The sequence below is a fragment of the Pantoea sp. UBA5035 genome (assembly GCF_002415245.1).
Classification (GTDB): domain Bacteria; phylum Pseudomonadota; class Gammaproteobacteria; order Enterobacterales; family Enterobacteriaceae; genus Pantoea; species Pantoea septica.
In genome coordinates, this window is record NZ_DICD01000027.1 from 497,993 (window position 1) to 513,801 (window position 15,809).

Annotated in this window: 17 protein-coding genes; 7 read left to right on the plus strand and 10 right to left on the minus strand. The window is 62.6% G+C overall.

Annotated features, from left to right (window positions below; translation table 11 throughout):
• The first annotated feature begins 281 nt into the window (after window positions 1-281).
• Genes B3229_RS19150 through B3229_RS19175 form a run of 6 tightly spaced genes read left to right on the plus strand, consistent with a single transcriptional unit; the run spans window position 282 to window position 6,661 of the window.
• On the plus strand, window positions 282-1,436 hold the full coding sequence (locus B3229_RS19150; protein ID WP_286873442.1) for a mandelate racemase family protein: 1,155 nt from the start codon (window positions 282-284) through the stop codon (window positions 1,434-1,436).
• 57 nt (window positions 1,437-1,493) lie between these two features.
• Complete coding sequence (locus tag B3229_RS19155) at window positions 1,494-3,125, plus strand: ABC transporter substrate-binding protein (RefSeq protein ID WP_286873445.1); 1,632 nt, start codon at window positions 1,494-1,496, stop codon at window positions 3,123-3,125.
• A complete protein-coding gene (locus B3229_RS19160) occupies window positions 3,122-4,147 on the plus strand; it encodes an ABC transporter permease (protein ID WP_286873448.1) in 1,026 nt (341 codons plus the stop codon). The genes B3229_RS19155 and B3229_RS19160 overlap by 4 nt, the downstream gene beginning before the upstream one ends.
• Entirely contained in the window at window positions 4,144-5,049 is a 906-nt protein-coding gene (locus B3229_RS19165) for an ABC transporter permease (RefSeq protein ID WP_286873449.1), read from the plus strand. Before B3229_RS19160 ends, B3229_RS19165 begins: the two co-directional genes overlap by 4 nt.
• A complete protein-coding gene (locus B3229_RS19170) occupies window positions 5,021-5,887 on the plus strand; it encodes an ABC transporter ATP-binding protein (RefSeq protein WP_048786904.1) in 867 nt (288 codons plus the stop codon). Before B3229_RS19165 ends, B3229_RS19170 begins: the two co-directional genes overlap by 29 nt.
• A 9-nt stretch (window positions 5,888-5,896) precedes the next feature.
• A complete protein-coding gene (locus B3229_RS19175) occupies window positions 5,897-6,661 on the plus strand; it encodes an ABC transporter ATP-binding protein (RefSeq protein ID WP_286873454.1) in 765 nt (254 codons plus the stop codon).
• 42 nt (window positions 6,662-6,703) lie between these two features.
• Here B3229_RS19175 and B3229_RS19180 read toward each other — a convergent pair whose 3' ends face one another.
• Window positions 6,704-7,342, minus strand: a complete 639-nt coding sequence (locus B3229_RS19180; RefSeq protein ID WP_048786887.1) for an RpiB/LacA/LacB family sugar-phosphate isomerase — start codon at window positions 7,340-7,342, stop codon at window positions 6,704-6,706.
• A gap of 137 nt (window positions 7,343-7,479) precedes the next feature.
• Here B3229_RS19180 and B3229_RS19185 point away from each other — a divergent pair, with 137 nt between their 5' ends.
• Window positions 7,480-7,809 carry a cupin domain-containing protein gene (locus tag B3229_RS19185; protein WP_048786888.1) on the plus strand — a complete coding sequence of 110 codons (330 nt, stop codon included), beginning with the start codon at window positions 7,480-7,482 and terminating at the stop codon, window positions 7,807-7,809.
• 5 nt (window positions 7,810-7,814) lie between these two features.
• On the opposite strand, the gene B3229_RS19190 is transcribed toward B3229_RS19185, so the two are convergent.
• From B3229_RS19190 to B3229_RS19230, 9 genes are all read right to left on the minus strand, one after another.
• On the minus strand, window positions 7,815-8,243 hold the full coding sequence (locus B3229_RS19190; RefSeq protein ID WP_286873458.1) for a thiol-disulfide oxidoreductase DCC family protein: 429 nt from the start codon (window positions 8,241-8,243) through the stop codon (window positions 7,815-7,817).
• 165 nt (window positions 8,244-8,408) lie between these two features.
• Window positions 8,409-8,993 carry a YceI family protein gene (locus B3229_RS19195; protein ID WP_033789986.1) on the minus strand — a complete coding sequence of 195 codons (585 nt, stop codon included), beginning with the start codon at window positions 8,991-8,993 and terminating at the stop codon, window positions 8,409-8,411.
• Between the two features lie 116 nt (window positions 8,994-9,109).
• Complete coding sequence (gene pqqF / locus B3229_RS19200) at window positions 9,110-11,407, minus strand: pyrroloquinoline quinone biosynthesis protein PqqF (RefSeq protein ID WP_286873461.1); 2,298 nt, start codon at window positions 11,405-11,407, stop codon at window positions 9,110-9,112.
• Between the two features lie 2 nt (window positions 11,408-11,409).
• On the minus strand, window positions 11,410-12,552 hold the full coding sequence (gene pqqE, locus B3229_RS19205) for a pyrroloquinoline quinone biosynthesis protein PqqE (RefSeq protein WP_286873463.1): 1,143 nt from the start codon (window positions 12,550-12,552) through the stop codon (window positions 11,410-11,412).
• The gene (gene pqqD / locus B3229_RS19210) at window positions 12,539-12,817 is read right to left on the minus strand and encodes a pyrroloquinoline quinone biosynthesis peptide chaperone PqqD (RefSeq protein ID WP_286873466.1); all 279 of its coding nucleotides are present in this window, start codon (window positions 12,815-12,817) and stop codon (window positions 12,539-12,541) included. The genes pqqE and pqqD overlap by 14 nt, the downstream gene beginning before the upstream one ends.
• Window positions 12,818-12,820: 3 nt before the next feature.
• Window positions 12,821-13,576, minus strand: a complete 756-nt coding sequence (gene pqqC / locus B3229_RS19215; protein ID WP_286873467.1) for a pyrroloquinoline-quinone synthase PqqC — start codon at window positions 13,574-13,576, stop codon at window positions 12,821-12,823.
• A 3-nt stretch (window positions 13,577-13,579) separates the two neighbouring features.
• Window positions 13,580-14,497: a pyrroloquinoline quinone biosynthesis protein PqqB gene (gene pqqB, locus B3229_RS19220; protein WP_033747281.1), complete on the minus strand. Its 918-nt coding sequence runs from the start codon at window positions 14,495-14,497 to the stop codon at window positions 13,580-13,582.
• A 53-nt stretch (window positions 14,498-14,550) separates the two neighbouring features.
• Complete coding sequence (gene pqqA, locus B3229_RS19225) at window positions 14,551-14,622, minus strand: pyrroloquinoline quinone precursor peptide PqqA (RefSeq protein WP_010617686.1); 72 nt, start codon at window positions 14,620-14,622, stop codon at window positions 14,551-14,553.
• A gap of 148 nt (window positions 14,623-14,770) precedes the next feature.
• Entirely contained in the window at window positions 14,771-15,790 is a 1,020-nt protein-coding gene (locus B3229_RS19230) for a dipeptidase (protein ID WP_286873472.1), read from the minus strand.
• Between the last annotated feature and the right edge of the window lie 19 nt (window positions 15,791-15,809).

Genomic DNA, 15,809 nt, shown 5'->3' on the forward strand with positions numbered 1-15,809 from the left:
AATGATGAACGGGTTAATTAAACAATAATGGTCAGCCCTGCCGCATCTGCAAGCGTGAGCGGCACAATCAGCCGCGCATTTTCCGGTGCGGCCTTGCTCACAAAGTGGCCAGGCTTCGTGAATCTGTTCACATCAGCCTGTGCGGCTGCCCTAATTTACGGCTGCATTTACCTCGCTTTGGCTAATGCGTAAACAATCTGTGAACGCTAGATTACGAAATGAAACGCCGTTTTACTTTTATTTCACATTCAGCGAGAGCCGTCGCATAAGGAGCCTGTGCCGTGAAGATCAGCGCCATTGAAGTCACCCAGTTTACTTATCCCAGCAGGCGTCATGCCGACAGCGCCGGACACTCTCATCCCGGCGACGAAACCGAGGCGCAGATGGCGCTGCTGACGCTGACCACCGAGGACGGCCACAGCGGCTACGCCTTCGCGCCGCCGGAGGTGATCCGCCCGCACGTGGTCAACGCCTTCTTCCGCAAGGTGCTGATCGGACAGAACGCCATGGATCGCGAACGGCTGTGGCAGGATCTGGCGCACTGGCAGCGCGGCAGCGCGCATCAGCTTACCGAGCGCGCTCTTTCCGCCGTCGAGCAGGCGCTGTGGGATCTTATCGGCCGCCGGCTGCAGCAGCCGGTGCACAAACTGCTCGGCGGCTATCGCGAACGGGTGCCCGCCTACGGCAGCACCATGTGCGGCGACGAGCTGCCTGGCGGGCTGGCGACGCCGGACGACTATGCGCGCTTCGCCGAAACGCTCGTGGCGCGCGGCTATAAAGCGATCAAGCTTCACACCTGGATGCCGCCGGTGGCGTTCGCTCCCAGCCCGCAGATGGATATAAACGCCTGCGCCGCGGTGCGCGAAGCGGTCGGCCCGGATATCGCCCTGATGCTGGACGGCTACCACTGGTACAGCCGCAGCGAGGCGCTCACTATCGGCAAGGCGCTGGAGAAGCTCAACTTCAGCTGGTTCGAAGAGCCGATGGAAGAAGAGAGCATGGCCTCCTACGCCTGGCTGGCGGAAAACCTCAGCATCGACGTGCTGGGGCCGGAGAGCCTCGGCGGCAAGCATCACAGCCGCGCCGACTGGGTGCGCGCCGGCGCTTGCGACATTTTGCGCGCCGGCGCCAACGGCGTCGGCGGCATCGCCGCCACCATGAAGGTCGCCAGCCTGGCGGAGGCATTCGGCATGGACTGCGAGGTGCACGGCAACGGCGCGGCCAGCCTGGCGGTGGTCGGGGCGATCCGCAACTGCCGCTGGTACGAGCGCGGCCTGCTGCACCCTTTTCTCGACTATGAGCAGCCGCCGGCTTACCTCAACAGCCTGATCGATCCGATGGATGATGACGGTTATGTGCAGCTGCCGACCCGGCCTGGCCTGGGCGAAGACATTAACTTCAGCTGGATTGAGACCCATACGCTGAACCGCTGGTAACGCTGAGAGAGAAGTACAGCAAACAACTATAAACCTCTGACCTGCTGGACTTACTTTATGACTATTCGCACCCGCTGCGGCGCGTGGCTCGCCACGCTGCTGCTGCTGGCGGGCAGCGCATCGCTTCAGGCGAATACGCCTGACGACCAGCTGATCGTCGGCATGAATATGAACAATCTGCTTACGCTCGATCCCGCCGCTATGACCGGCAACGAAGTGGTCGGCATCGTGGTTAACCTCTATGACGGGCTGGTGGAGCTCGATCCGCAGCAGCTGACGCGCGTGCGCCCGGCGCTGGCGGAGAGCTGGCGCATCAGCCCGGACAACAGCACGCTGACCTTTCGGCTGCGCGACGGCGTGCGCTTTCACTCCGGCAATGCGCTGACCAGCGCCGACGCCGTCTGGTCGATGCGTCGCGTGCTGCACCTCAACCTGGCGCAGGCGTCGGTGTGGAAATCCTACGGCTTCAGCAGGGCCAACGTCGACGAGATGATCGCCGCCCCTGACGCGCGCACCCTGGTTATCCGTTTGCCAAAGCCCAACGATCCTTTGCTGGTGCTCTACTCGCTCGCCGCGCTCGGCAGCATGGTGGTGCTCGACAGCAAAACCGTGCAGGCGCATGCCGTCAACAACGACTGGGGCAATCGCTGGCTTACCACCCATGAGGCGGGATCCGGCCCGTTCCGGCTGGACGGCTGGCAGGCGAAAGATGTGCTGACCATGAGCCGCGCGCCGGACTACTGGCGCGGTACCGCGAAGATGCAGCGCGTGGTGTTTCGTCACCTGCAGGAGTCGCAGACCCTGCGCCTGATGATGGAGAAAGGCGATCTCGATATCGCCAGCAATATGGCGATCCCGGACGTGCGCGCCCTGCGTAACGATCCCGATCTCAGCATCGACAGCGTGCAGCGCGGCACCCTCTACTACCTGGCGATGAGCATGAAAGACGCCCATTTCGCCAACCCGAAGGTGCGCGAGGCGCTGCGCTATCTGGTGGACTATCAGGGGATCAATAAAACGCTGATGGCAGGCTACGGCGTGCTGCATCAGCGGCCTATCCAGGCCGGCATGCCCGCGACGCTGCCCGATCCCGGCTACCGGCTGGATATTGCGCGCGCCCGGACGCTGCTGGCGGAGGCGGGTTACCCCGACGGCTTCGACACCACGCTGCGCGTGCTGGCGGATCAGCCCTTTCTTAACGTTGCTATCGCCATCCAGTCGACGCTGATGCAGGCGGGGATCCGCGCGCGCATTATCACCGGCACCGGCAACCAGATCTATGGCGCGATGCGCGACCGGCAGTTCGGGCTGCTGGTAGGACGCGGCGGCAGCGGCGTCGAGCCGCATCCCCACTCCAGCCTGCGCTCGCTGGTCTACAACCCGGACAACGCCGACAGCGCGCGGCTGACCAACTTTCAGGGCTGGCGCACCAGCTTCTACGACGCGCAGCTCAACAGCATGATCGATCGGGCGCTGACGGAGCGCGACGCCGCGAAACAGCAACAGGCCTATTTCGCCATCCAGCAGCGCTATGACCAGCTGATCCCGGCGCTGATGCCGATTTCCCAGATGGTCGACTCGGTGGTGGTCAACAACCGCGTGCAGGCTTATCAGCCGCACCCGTCCGCCACTACCTTTTTACGCGACGTCTGGAAAACGCCAGAGAGCCTGGCAGGAGGCACGCCATGATCGCCGCTCTTCCGCAGCTGCGCCGCGTCAGCAAACGCGCGACGCAGGTTTTTATCACCCTGTTCGGCCTGCTGCTGCTGACTTTTTTTATCGGCCGCGTGATGCCGCTCGATCCGGTGCTGGCGATCGTCGGCCCGGACGCCGATCACGCCACCTGGCAGCAGGTCTACCACCAGCTCGGCTTCGACAAGCCGCTGTGGGCGCAGTTCGGCATTTATCTGAACGGGCTGCTGCACGGCGATCTCGGCCATGCGCTGCTGACCGGCCAGCCCGTCAGCCAGGATATTCTGCGCGTCTTTCCCGCTACGCTGGAGCTGGCGACCCTGGCGATCGTGATCGGCGCCGGACTCGGCGTGCCGCTTGGCGTTATCGCCGCGGCGCGGCGCAACGGCGCGATTGATTATGCGGTGCGCGTGGTGAGCCTTGCGGGCTACTCCACGCCAATCTTCTGGGTCGGCATGATCGGTCTGCTGCTCTTCTATGCCCATCTGGGCTGGGTCGGCGGCGCGGGCCGCGTCGATTTCAGTCTCGACGGCGTGGTGCCGCGTCGCACCGGCCTGATGCTGGTGGACGCGCTGCTGGCGGGCAACGCCACGGTTTTCTGGAACGCGCTGAACCATCTGGTGCTGCCCGCGTCGCTGCTCGGCTTTCACTCCCTCGCCTATATCAGCCGCATGACGCGCAGCTTTATGCTGGCGCAGCTGTCGCAGGAGTTTATTCTCACGGCGCGCGTTAAGGGGCTGACGGAGTGGCAGGTGATCTGGCAGCACGCCTTTCGCAATATTCTGGTGCAGCTGCTGACGGTGGTGGCGCTCGCCTACGGTTCGCTGCTGGAGGGCGCGGTGCTGATCGAAACGGTCTTCTCCTGGCCAGGCTTCGGCTCCTATCTGACCGGCAGTCTGATGCTGGGCGATATGAACGCGGTAATGGGCTGCGTGCTGGTGGTCGGGCTGATTTTCGTGCTGCTTAATCTGCTCTCCGACCTGCTCTATCAGGTATTTGATCCGAGGACCAAAGTATGACGCTATCGATCGAGACGCCGCCGGTCGGCAGAGCGCGCGAACGGCTGGCGCGCTGTCAGCGCTCCGCCCTGCGCGCCGGCCATTTTCTGCTGCGCATGGCCTGCAATCCGCTGACCGCTATCGGCGGCGGCATCGTGCTGCTGCTCTGCCTGACGGCGCTGTTCGCGCCCTGGATCGCCCCTTATCATCCGCTGGTGCAGGATCTCGACAACGCCCTCAGCCCGCCGGGCGCGCAGCACTGGTTCGGCACCGATGAGTTTGGCCGCGATATCTTTAGCCGCCTGGTATGGGGCGCACGCATTACGCTCTATATCGTGCTGCTGGTGTCGGTCACCGTCGGTCCGCTCGGGCTGCTGCTGGGCGTCGCCGCCGGCTACTTCGGCGGCAAGGTGGACGCGGCGCTGATGCGCATTACCGATATTTTTATCTCTTTTCCCAGCCTGGTGCTGGCCCTGGCGTTCGTCGCCGCGCTCGGCCCCGGCCTGGAGCATGTGGTGATCGCCATTACCCTTACCGCCTGGCCGCCCATCGCGCGGCTGGCGCGCGCCGAGACCCTGTCGCTGCGCCAGGCGGACTTTATCTCCGCGGTGCGGCTGCAGGGCGCGTCGCCGCTGCGCGTGCTGTGGCACCATATCGTGCCGCTCTGTCTGCCGTCGGTGATTATCCGCATCACCATGAATATGGCGGGCATTATCCTCACCGCCGCCGGGCTCGGCTTTCTCGGCCTCGGCTCGCAGCCGCCCGCGCCGGAATGGGGCGCGATGATCGCCAGCGGCCGTACCTACATGCTGGAGTGCTGGTGGGTGGTGACCGTGCCGGGCCTGGCGATCCTGATTAACAGCCTGGCGTTCAACTTCTTAGGAGATGGCCTACGTGACCTGCTCGATCCCCGCAGTGAGTAACGGCGCGCCGTTGCTGGACGTGCACGATCTGCGCGTCGATTTTGTTAACGGACGTCACAGCACCCCGGCGGTGCGCGGCGTCTCCTTTCAGCTCGGTCGGGAAAAACTGGCCATCGTCGGCGAGTCTGGCTCAGGCAAATCCACCGTGGGCCGCGCCCTGCTGCAGCTGCATCCGGCGAAGGCGCGCATCGAGGCGGCGCGCATGCAGTTCGGCGAGATCGATCTGCTGCGCGCCAGCCCGGCGCAGATGCGCGCCATCCGCGGCAGGCGCATCTCGATGATTATGCAGGACCCGAAATATTCCCTTAATCCGGTGGTGCGCGTCGGCGAGCAGATCGCCGAGGCCTGGCGCAGCCACCATCGCGGCCAGCACGCCGCCGCGAAAAAGCGCGCGCTGGAGATGCTGGAGGTGGTGCGCATTCGCGAGCCTGAACGCCTTTATCAGCGCTATCCCCATGAGATTTCCGGCGGCCAGGGCCAGCGCGTGATGATCGCCATGATGCTGATCACCGAGCCGGAGCTGGTCATCGCCGATGAGCCGACCTCCGCGCTCGACGTCTCGGTTCGCCTGCAAATTCTGGCGCTGCTGGATGAGCTGGTGAAGGCGCGCGGGCTGGGGCTGATCTTTATCAGCCACGACATTAGCCTGGTGCGCAGCTTCTGCGACCGCGTGCTGGTGATGTACGCCGGGCGCGTGGTGGAATCGCTGGCGGCGGGCGATCTCGATCGCGCGCGCCATCCCTATACGCAGGGCCTGCTGGCGGCGCTGCCGGATATCGACCAGCGCCGCAGCCGTCTGCCGGTGCTGCAACGCCAGGCCAGCTGGCTGAACGATTAAGGAGCGCGCATGATCGCTGTTGAGAATCTTAACCTGAGTTTCGGCGAAGAGACGGCCCGAACTCAGGTGCTGTTCGACGTCTCGTTGAAGATTAACGAAGGGGAAATCTTCGGCCTGGTGGGCGAGTCCGGCTCGGGTAAAACCACGGTGCTGAAGTGCCTGGCGGGGCTGATTACCCACTGGCATGGCGCGCTGGCGATAGACGGAGAGCCTCTCGGGCGCCGCATCGACCGTGCGCGCTGCAGACAGGTGCAGATGGTGTTTCAGGATCCTTACGGCTCGCTGCATCCGCGCCACTCCATCGGCGATATTCTGGAGGAGCCGCTGCTGATCCATGGCATCGGCCAGCGGCAGGCGCGCGTGGTGGCGATGCTGGAGAAGGTCGGGCTGAATCGCGCCTGGCTGACGCGCTATCCGCATCAGCTTTCCGGCGGTCAGCGCCAGCGCGTCGCCATCGCGCGCGCCCTGATTCTGGAGCCGCGCGTGCTGCTGCTGGATGAGCCGACCTCGGCGCTCGACGTCTCGGTGCAGGCGGAAATTCTTAACCTGCTGAGCGATCTGCAGCAGCAGGCGAATCTCACCTACCTGATGGTCACGCATGATTTAGGCGTGGTGGCGCATCTCTGCCATCGCGTGGCGGTGATGCAGCAAGGACGCGTGCTGGAGACGCTCGACGTGCCGACGCTGGTGGCCGATTGCGCGGCGATGCCCTATACGCGCATGCTGGTAGAGGCGAGCCGTCACTACAATCCGGCGCTGGCGAGAGAGATGTAGGAGAAGAGAGACGCGCGGCGAAGGCCGCGCGCCAGGAAGGCGTTACTGCGTAATCTGACGCACGAAGTCGGCGATTTCCGGCACCTGGCCATGCTCGAACAGGCAGTGCTGCAGACGCGGGCCGCTGAGCGCGGTGCGCACCAGCTCCGGATCGAGCGCGCGCAGCGTATCGAGATAGTTCTCTTTCAGCATTGCCGCTTTGACCTGATTCAGAATGCCGGCGTTACGCACCTGCGGCTCTTTACGCTCAGGCGGATAGCCCAGTCCTTTTTCGCCGGTGAAGGCTTTTTCAAAAATAAAGCGCAAATTCAGCTCCGCGCCCCAGCCAAAGCCTTTGGCGAACGGCAGCGACAGCGCGTTGCCGTTGTTGATCTGGGCGAACAGATAGGCGTCCGCCGGATCGATGCAGTAGCCGCACACCACGCCCGGATGCAGGTTAAGGGACATTAAGGCGCCCTGTCCGGTGCCGCAGCCGGCGATAACGAAGTCGACCGCTTTGCTGTTAAGCAGCACGCTGGCCATGATGCCGAGGTGAATATAGGTCAGATGGTGATCCTGTTCGTCGCTCATGCCGACGTTAAAGACCTGATGGCCCAACGGCTGCGCCACGTTTTCCAGCTCCTTGTGCACGACGGCATTTTTAGCGGCCTGGCTGTTTTCCATCATTAATGCGATTTTCATGATCTGCCCTTAAGTATTTATGAAACACCGTTTCATTTTAATCAAAAGCGGCTAAAGTGCATGAATTAATCACGCGCTATGGCGTGAGGCATATCACAAAAACGGCAGTCGAAGCCTGATTCAAATGAGGAGACAACATGTTTGTATATCGATCGCAGACGCAGCCTGAAACAGCAGGCAATGGCGTAACGCGGCGCGTGCTGGCGCACGGCGGCACCATGATGGCGGTGGAAGTGACCTTTGAACAGGGGGCGGTCGGTCCCCTGCATCATCATCCTCACGAGCAGCTGACCTGGGTGCTCAGCGGACGTTTCGCCTTTACCATCGACGGCGTCACCCAGGAGGTCGGCGCAGGCGACACGCTCTATAAAGGGCCCAACGTAGTGCACGGCTGCATCTGCCTCGAGGCGGGCACGCTGCTGGATACCTTTACCCCGCAGCGTGAAGATTTTTTGTCGCCAGGCTAAGCGCTTCAGGCGTGCAGGAAACGTCCCGGGAAATCAGAGGGGACGGGATGCTGCTTTTCGTAGCGGCCAAACAGCCGGTAGCGATTTAGCGCAATGCGGTTATAGAAAAAGTCGCTGATAAAATGGGGGATCAGCAGGCCTGGCAGCGACAGCACTCCCCATGGAAAAGGCAGCAGCCGCATTACGCGTAAAATGGCCTGCGCGCGGATCCAGTGACGATCGCCGTCAATCAGCACAATGGTGCGGATATTTTCATCGGGCAGGCCGGCAAAGCGCAGCAGCGCCTTGCCCTCTTCGCTCTGTACTGCCGCAAACCGGATGCGTCGGGAGAGCTTCAGGCGCAGCAAGAGATTGACCCAGCTGTTACAAATTTTGCAGACGCCGTCATAAAGCACGACCTTTTCGCCGGGTTTAAGAAAGGGTGGCTGTGGCATAATTTCTCCTTAATTTAATGACGGACAGGATAGTTAAGTACGGTCATTAATTGCGCAGGCGTCAAGCAAAAAGCGGATATAAAAAAACCGGCCTGGTGGCCGGTTTAGTTTTAACTCTGCTAATACAGGAAGTTAATTAATATATCGTATCGGAAAGGCTGCGGATTATTTCGCGTAAGCTTCGGTTGAAATCGTCAGCGTCACGTCGTCACCGACGGCCGGCACATATTTATCCAGCTTAAAGTCAGAACGCTTGATGGTGCCGGTGGCATCAAAGCCGATCGCCTGCTTCTTCACCATCGGATGCTCGCCCTGCTTGTTCAGCGTGGCGTGCAGCGTTACCGGTTTAGTGATGCCTTTCAGCGTCAGGTTGCCTTCCACGTCGAATTTATTATCGCCCTTCGCGGTCACTTTGGTGCTGTGGAAAGTCGCGGTGGGATATTTCGCTGTATCAAAGTACTCCGCGCCCTTGAACTCTTTGGTCAGCGCAGGAACATGGCTGTCGATGCCGGTAATCGGCAGGGTCACGTTAACGCGCGAAGCGGCTGGGTTTTCACTGTCGAACACCAGCGTTCCTTTTGTGTCAGGAATGTCAGCGGTGGGATGTGAAAAACCGAAGTGGGTCCAGGTAACAATCACTGAAGTATGCGCAGGGTCAAGCTCATACTGTTGAGCGGCAGCCTGAGAAAGCGGTACATAGAGGGCAGTAGCGGCCAGCAGCGGCAGCGCGAGACGTTTGATATTTTTCACTTTAGGTTCCTTTTAAAACAGCCGAATCCATTTGAGTGTCCCCTAAACGACCCCGCAGATATAGTGAAGAGTTTTGGTCTTAATTTTCAAATAAATTCAGCAATATCCTGGCGTGATTATTGCGAAACAGCGTGACGCGACTCCACGACGACCCCGCGCGGCCAGCAGTGAAGAAGCTGAGCCTGCGCCTGTTGCAGCTGCGTCGGCGTCAGCGCGGCAAGCGACGCCCTTTCGAGATCGCGTAGTCCGCCCTCCTGACGCAGCCCAAGCTGCAGCGCCGCCGTCGCGTCGGGCACGGCGTCAAGCTGGGCGCAAAGGCGCGCGCGCAACGCGTCAAGCGCGGCGGCATCATCGGGGATCTGCAGCTGCTGCAGGAAAAGGCGGCACGCTTCCAGCAGCGCGGCGGGCGCCACGTCCGGCGACTGCAGGGCAAACAGCACGCCGTCGCGATCGACGCAGCGGTGATAGCGGCAGCTGACGACGTAGCCGATCTGCTGCTCAACGCGCAGGCGCTGGAAAAAGCGCGGCTCCATCAGCAGCGCCAGCGCGCGCAGCGCCGCCAGCGAGATCGCCGGCGGGCAAGGCAAAAACAGCAGCAGCGCGCCGTCGCGGCTCTGATGCGCCACCGTCAGCCGTTTGCCCTGCTCTGGCTCTGCGCCATCGACGTGGGCCACGCCCGCCAGCGGCGCCAGCCATCGCGCGATAACAGCATGCTGCTGCGGCGAACCGCCGTAGAGCGCCGCGCGCCAGCCGCCCGCCCAGGCAGAAGCGGCAACCGCCTGCGGCAGCCGACGCAGCAGTTCGCGGATCGCCACATCATCCGGCGGCGGCTCGTCTTGCAGGTTTTCGTCAAGGCGTAACGCATCGGGCAGCGACGCCAGCCAGGCCTCGCCGCCCGGCGGCAGCTGCGCCTCCAGCAGCCAGACGCCCTGACTCTCCCGCCAGCTTGCCGCGCCGCCCTGATGACGCAGCAGCGCAAAAAGCGGGCGCAGACGGCGTTCGATAGCCGCCGCCTGCGCGAGGGTGAGCGTGGTGAAAAAAGCCGGGCGCAGCATCAGGGTGGCCGGCGGCTCGCCGGGCGCCAGATGCAGCAGCGGCGCGGACGCCGCGGGCGGTGCCAGGTCGGCAGGCGGCTGCGCCAGCGGGTAAAACTGCAGGGGCGGCAGCGACTCGTCAACGCGCGCGGGCGTCCAGGGCTGTAGCTCCAGGTTAAACCCCTGCGTCCCGGTCGCCGTGCCCTGCACGTCGGCCGCGCTCCACAGCCGCGCCTGCGGCGCCTCTGTAAGCTGGTGCAGCAGCGGCGTAAAACCGGCTGTTTCTGCGGGCGGCGGGAATCCAAATGCCCGCTCGCGCAGCTGATCGAGCGGCGTCAACGCGTTAAAGCGCCGCTGCGCCTGGCGCAGGTAATGGTGCTGCTGCTCCGGCGAGCTCTGCGCCAGCGCGCGCAGCACCTGCGGATACCAGGCGCAGATGGCGTCGGGCCGATCCGTTTCTATCTGCAGCGCCAGCCAGCCGCCTGCGCTATCGAGATTCAGCCAGGCAAACTCAAGCCGCTGCGCCCAGCCGTGCTGGCGCAGGCTGTGCATCGCGCCGCCCGGCGCCTCATCCTGTAGAAATTCGCGAATCAAAGTGACGTTGTCACGAATGGCCGCTATCTCACCGCGTAGCGCGACGGCGATCCACAGCTCTCCCGCGCCCTGCGTCTTCAGCGCAATATCCGCCTCTGCGGCGAAGCGCATTTCAGTGGGCTGCGGCGCGCTTTCGCCTGCGGGCAACGCTTCGCCGAACGCATGCGCGATCTGCGCCAGCGCCTCCAGCGGCTGCGGCCCCTGCAGCCATAGCTGCATCTGGCCCGCCAGAAAGAAACGCTGATGGAACTGGTGCAGCGCCTGCTTAAGCGCGCCAACGTCGTCGCCGAAGGCGTCGCGGCTGCCGATATGAAAGCGCTGAAAAACCGCGGGTGCGCTGACGCGCGTGTTGAGCGCCGCTTCCCGTCTGGAGGGGGTATGCTGCTGGATCAACCGATATTCGGCATCGATCACCGCCGCTTCCTGGGCGATCGCCTCGGGCGCGAACTGCGGCGCGGCCAGCATATCCGCCAGCCGCGCCGCGCCTGCGTCGAGCAGCTTCGGCTCGGTTTCGAAAAACCAGGCGCTGCTGCGCGCCAGCGTGGTGGCGTTGAGCCGCCCGCCTGCGGCCTGTATCCAGGGCATCAGGCGCGCATCTCCCTGAAACAGGGCGCTGTCGCTGAACAGCAGATGCTCCAGCAGATGCGCCAGCCCGGGCCAGGCGTCGGGTTCATCGTGGCTACCCGCCGCCACCTGCGCCAGCGCGGCCGCCTGCCGCGCGTCGGGCTGATGGATCAGCGTGACGCGCAGGCCGTTGCGCAGCCGCAGCTGACGCGTCTCCATCATAATTAAAAGGTCCGGGTTTTGTAGATAAGCTGCGAATTGGCGCGGTTGCGGAACTGCAGCTGCCCGATTTTCACGTCGCTGCATGCCGCTTCGCGTCTCGCCTCGAGGATCACGTCGTGGTGCGGCGACTTGCTGCACACCGGATCCGTATTATCGGCGTTGCCGGTCAGCATAAAGGCCTGGCAGCGGCAGCCGCCGAAGTCTTTCTCTTTCTCGTCGCACGAGCGGCAGGGTTCCGGCATCCAGTCGAAGCCGCGATAGCGGTTGAAGCCGAAAGAGCGATACCAGATATCCTCCAGCGGCTGTTCCAGCACCGACGGGAACTGCACCGGCAGCTGACGCGCGCTGTGGCACGGCAGCGCGGTGCCCTCTGGCGTGACGCTGAGGAAAATCGCGCCCCAGCCGCCCATACAGGGCTTGGGACGCTCCTCATAATAGTCCGGCGTGACGAACAGCAGATTGGTCAGGTTGCCGCTGCCGCTCATGCGTTCGCGATAGCGGCTGACGACCGCTTCCGCCTGCGCAATCTGCTCGCGCGTCGGCAGTAGCCCCTGGCGGTTAAGCTGTGCCCAGCCGTAGAACTGGCAGGTCGCCAGCTCAACATCGTCCGCTTCCAGCTCAATGCAGAGGTCGATAATCTTGTCGATCTGATCAATATTGTGACGGTGTAACACAAAGTTCAGCACCATCGGGTAGCCGTGCTTCTTCACCGCGCGCGCCATCTCCAGCTTCTGCTGGAAGGCTTTTTTCGATCCCGCCAGCGCGGCGTTAAGCGTCTCATCGCTCGCCTGGAAGCTGATCTGGATATGGTCCAGGCCCGCCTCGGCGAAGGCGTCGAGTTTTTTCTCGGTCAGGCCGATACCGGAGGTGATCAGGTTGGTATAGAAGCCGAGATCGCGCGCGGCGCGGATCAGCTCCGGCAGATCTTTACGCGTCAGGGGTTCGCCGCCCGAAAAGCCGAGCTGAACGCTGCCCATGGCGCGCGCCTGGCGGAACACCTCAATCCACTGCTCGGTGGTCAGCTCTTTCTCCTGCTGCGCGAAGTCGAGCGGATTGGAGCAGTAAGGACACTGCAGCGGACAGCGGTAGGTCAGCTCCGCCAGCAGCCAGAGCGGCGGATTGACGGCGGGTTTATTCTGGGTCACGAAGCATTATCCACTTTTGTTCATACGCCGCGCGCAGAAACTCTCTGACATCGTCGCCGACGCCGCCCGCTTCCGGGAAGCGCGCGTCGAGCCCGGCGATAATCGCGCTTACGCTCTCTTTGCCGTTGACCTGTTCCAGGATAGCGGCGGCGGTTTCATTCAGCTTCGCCATACCTTCCGGATAGAGCACGACGTGGCTCTCCTGCGCGGCTTCCCACTGCATGCGATAGCCGCGGCGGAACGCGGGAATGGAGTTGTCATTCATGTGTTATACCAGCCTTGTCGTGTGCCAGGCCGCCTTGGCGGTGACCGTATGGTAAGGCGGACGCTGCAGCTCGTAGGCCATGGTCATGGCGTCCAGCATCGTCCAGAGAATATCGAGCTTAAACTGCAGGATCTCCAGCATGCGGTTCTGTTTCTCGACCGTATCGCAAAACTCCAGCGCCAGCGCCAGGCCGTGCTCGACGTCGCGGTTCGCCTGACTCAAACGGCTGCGGAAATAAAAGTAGCCCTCTTCCTTAATCCAGGGATAGTGCTGCGGCCAGCTGTCGAGGCGCGACTGGTGGATCTGCGGCGCGAAAAGCTCGGTAAGCGAGCTGCAGGCCGCTTCCTGCCAGTTGGCGCGGCGCGCAAAGTTAAGATAGGCGTCGACCGCGAAGCGCACGCCCGGCAGCACATGGCGCTCAGACAGCAGCGCCTCGCGCGTCAGCCCGACCGCTTCGCCCAGCTGCAGCCAGGCTTCGATGCCGCCTTCGTGGCCGTTGCTGCCGTCGTGGTCGAGGATGCGCTGCACCCACTTGCGGCGCGTGGCGGGATCGGGGCAGTTCGCCATGATCGCCGCGTCTTTTAGCGGGATGCTGGTCTGATAATAGAAGCGGTTCGCCACCCAGCCCTGGATCTGCTCGCGCGTCGCATCGCCGTTATGCATCGCGATATGGTAAGGATGATGAATATGGTAGTAAGCGCCCTTATCGCGCAGCGCCTGTTCGAACGCCTGCGGCGTCAGCGTCTCGGTGATTTGCATCACTCACTCCTGAAGATGAATCGCCATGCCGTCCCAGCTCACTTCGATGCCCTGCTGCGTCAGAAACTGACGCTGCGGCGACTGCTCGTTGAGGATCGGATTGGTGTTGTTAATGTGAATAAGGATCTTGCGTTTTGCCGGCAGCGAGGCGAGCAGCGCCATCAGCCCCTGCTCTTCGGAGAGCGCCAGGTGGCCCATCGCCTTGCCGGTGTTGGTGCCGACGCCGGCCGCCTGCAGCTCGTCATCTTTCCAGACGGTGCCGTCGATCAACAGGCAATCCGCCTTCTGCAGCCAGGGCATAATCACCGCGTCCGGCTCGCCGAGACCCGGCGCATAGAGCAGCGTCTGTTTGCTGGCGAGGTTTTCAATAAACAGCGCCACGTTGTGTCCCGGCAGCGGACGGTCGCGGTATGGCGAGTAAGGCGGCGCGTTGCTGAGGATCGGAATGGCGGTAAAGCGCAAATTAGGACAGACGTCGACGCTAAACGGCTCGAGCGGCGCGATGGGACGATGTTGCAGCCCGCCGTTCCAGTGTTTCAGCATGGTAAATACCGGAAAACCGCTGGTGAGATCGGCATGCACCTCCGGCGTGCACCACACCTGATGCGGGCAGCCTTCGCGCAGGCTGAGCAGGCCGGTGGTGTGATCGATCTGGCTGTCGGTAAGAATAATGGCGCCGATGGCGGTGCCGCGCAGCACGCCCTTTTTTATCAGTTCTGGCGTATGGGCGATCTGCTGGCTGATGTCCGGCGAGGCGTTGCATAACACCCAGTTTTCGCCGTCGTCGCTGAGAATAATCGAGGACTGCGTACGCGGGCTGGCCTGAATGGTGCCGTCGCGCACGCCCTGACAGTTGGCGCAGTTGCAGTTCCACTGAGGAAAACCGCCGCCAGCGGCGGATCCAAGGACTTTGATGAACATAGGAGAAACCCGGCGTTGAAACAAAATGCCCGCGCAGCTGGCGGGCATGGATATTAACGGTTGGAGATGTACAGCGTTACTTCCAGACCGAGACGTAAATCAACAAATTCAGGTTTTTTCCACATAATAGTCTTCCTCTAAGGTGAATGAACAAAGCGATACCCGTCAGGTATCATTACGCAAACAATCCAGTGATTATGCACGCAATTTTGAGCCGGCTGATGGTGCGCTAACGGCGCATCGAGATCAACCCGCAAATGTTAAGGAAATGAATCAGCCCTGCCAGACCTGGCGCAGCACGCGCAGCCAGTTATCCGAGGCGAGCTTTTCCAGCCGATCCTGATCATAGCCCGCATCGCGGAATGCCGCGAACAGGCGCGGCAGTCCTGCTACGTCTTTTAGCGCGTCCGGCACGGAGATGCCGTCAAAATCGGAGCCGAATCCCACACGATCGCTGCCCATTATCATTATGAGCCGTTCGTAGTGCCTGACGATGTCGCTCAGCGGCGTGTCGCCGTCGCGCTTGCCGTCGGCGCGCAGGAACGCGTTGCCGAAGTTGATACCGACCATGCCGCCGCTGTCGCGTATGGCGGCAAGCTGCGCATCGGTCAGATTGCGCGGCTGGGCGCAGAGCGCATGGGCGTTTGAGTGGGTCGCCACCAGCGGCGAGCGGGAGAGCGCGGCGGTATCCCAGAACGCTTTTTCGTTCATATGCGACACGTCGATCAGCATATTCAGCGCGTTGGCCTGTTTGATGAGCGCTTTACCGGCCTCGGTCAGGCCTGGTCCGCTGTCCGGCGAGCCGGGAAACGCGCCGGTCACGCCGACGCCGAAGCGGTTAGGCAGATTCCAGAAGGGCCCGATGCTGCGCACGCCCGCATCGTAAAACGCCTGCAGCTGTTCGCCCTCTTCGTCCAGCGCGTCCGCGCCTTCGATATGGGCGACCAGCGCCAGCACGCCCGCGTCGCGGCAGGCGGCAATTTCGGCGGCGCTGCGGCACAGGCGCGCCCGGCCTTGCGACTGCTCGGCGATCTGCGTGAGAATGGCCAGCTGCTGCCACATGATCTCAAGCGGCTGATAAGGCGTCTCGGCAAGATGCGGCGCCGCCTGGGCGATATAGGCCTGCGGCGGCACGAAGATCGCGAACAGGCCGCCGAAAAAGCCGCCCTGGCGCATGCGTGGAAAATCGAGCTGGCCGCGTTCGATGCCGTTAAAGAAGGCGTCGACCGGCGCGTCGCGATGATTCAGCCACAGATTGAGCAGCAGATCGTTATGGCCATCAAAAGTTAACATCGGAGAAATAAGCGTTTAA

Excerpts from the sequence above, each read along its gene's own strand:
- B3229_RS19155 (WP_286873445.1), top strand. The coding sequence starts at position 1,494 with ATGACTATTCGCACCCGCTGCGGCGCGTGGCTCGCCACGCTGCTGCTG.
- B3229_RS19160 (WP_286873448.1), top strand. The coding sequence starts at position 3,122 with ATGATCGCCGCTCTTCCGCAGCTGCGCCGCGTCAGCAAACGCGCGACG.
- B3229_RS19165 (WP_286873449.1), top strand. The coding sequence starts at position 4,144 with ATGACGCTATCGATCGAGACGCCGCCGGTCGGCAGAGCGCGCGAACGG.
- B3229_RS19175 (WP_286873454.1), top strand. The coding sequence starts at position 5,897 with ATGATCGCTGTTGAGAATCTTAACCTGAGTTTCGGCGAAGAGACGGCC.
- B3229_RS19180 (WP_048786887.1), bottom strand. The coding sequence starts at position 7,342 with ATGAAAATCGCATTAATGATGGAAAACAGCCAGGCCGCTAAAAATGCC.
- B3229_RS19185 (WP_048786888.1), top strand. The coding sequence starts at position 7,480 with ATGTTTGTATATCGATCGCAGACGCAGCCTGAAACAGCAGGCAATGGC.
- B3229_RS19190 (WP_286873458.1), bottom strand. The coding sequence starts at position 8,243 with ATGCCACAGCCACCCTTTCTTAAACCCGGCGAAAAGGTCGTGCTTTAT.
- pqqF (WP_286873461.1), bottom strand. The coding sequence starts at position 11,407 with ATGATGGAGACGCGTCAGCTGCGGCTGCGCAACGGCCTGCGCGTCACG.
- pqqD (WP_286873466.1), bottom strand. The coding sequence starts at position 12,817 with ATGAATGACAACTCCATTCCCGCGTTCCGCCGCGGCTATCGCATGCAG.
- pqqC (WP_286873467.1), bottom strand. The coding sequence starts at position 13,576 with ATGCAAATCACCGAGACGCTGACGCCGCAGGCGTTCGAACAGGCGCTG.
- pqqB (WP_033747281.1), bottom strand. The coding sequence starts at position 14,497 with ATGTTCATCAAAGTCCTTGGATCCGCCGCTGGCGGCGGTTTTCCTCAG.
- B3229_RS19230 (WP_286873472.1), bottom strand. The coding sequence starts at position 15,790 with ATGTTAACTTTTGATGGCCATAACGATCTGCTGCTCAATCTGTGGCTG.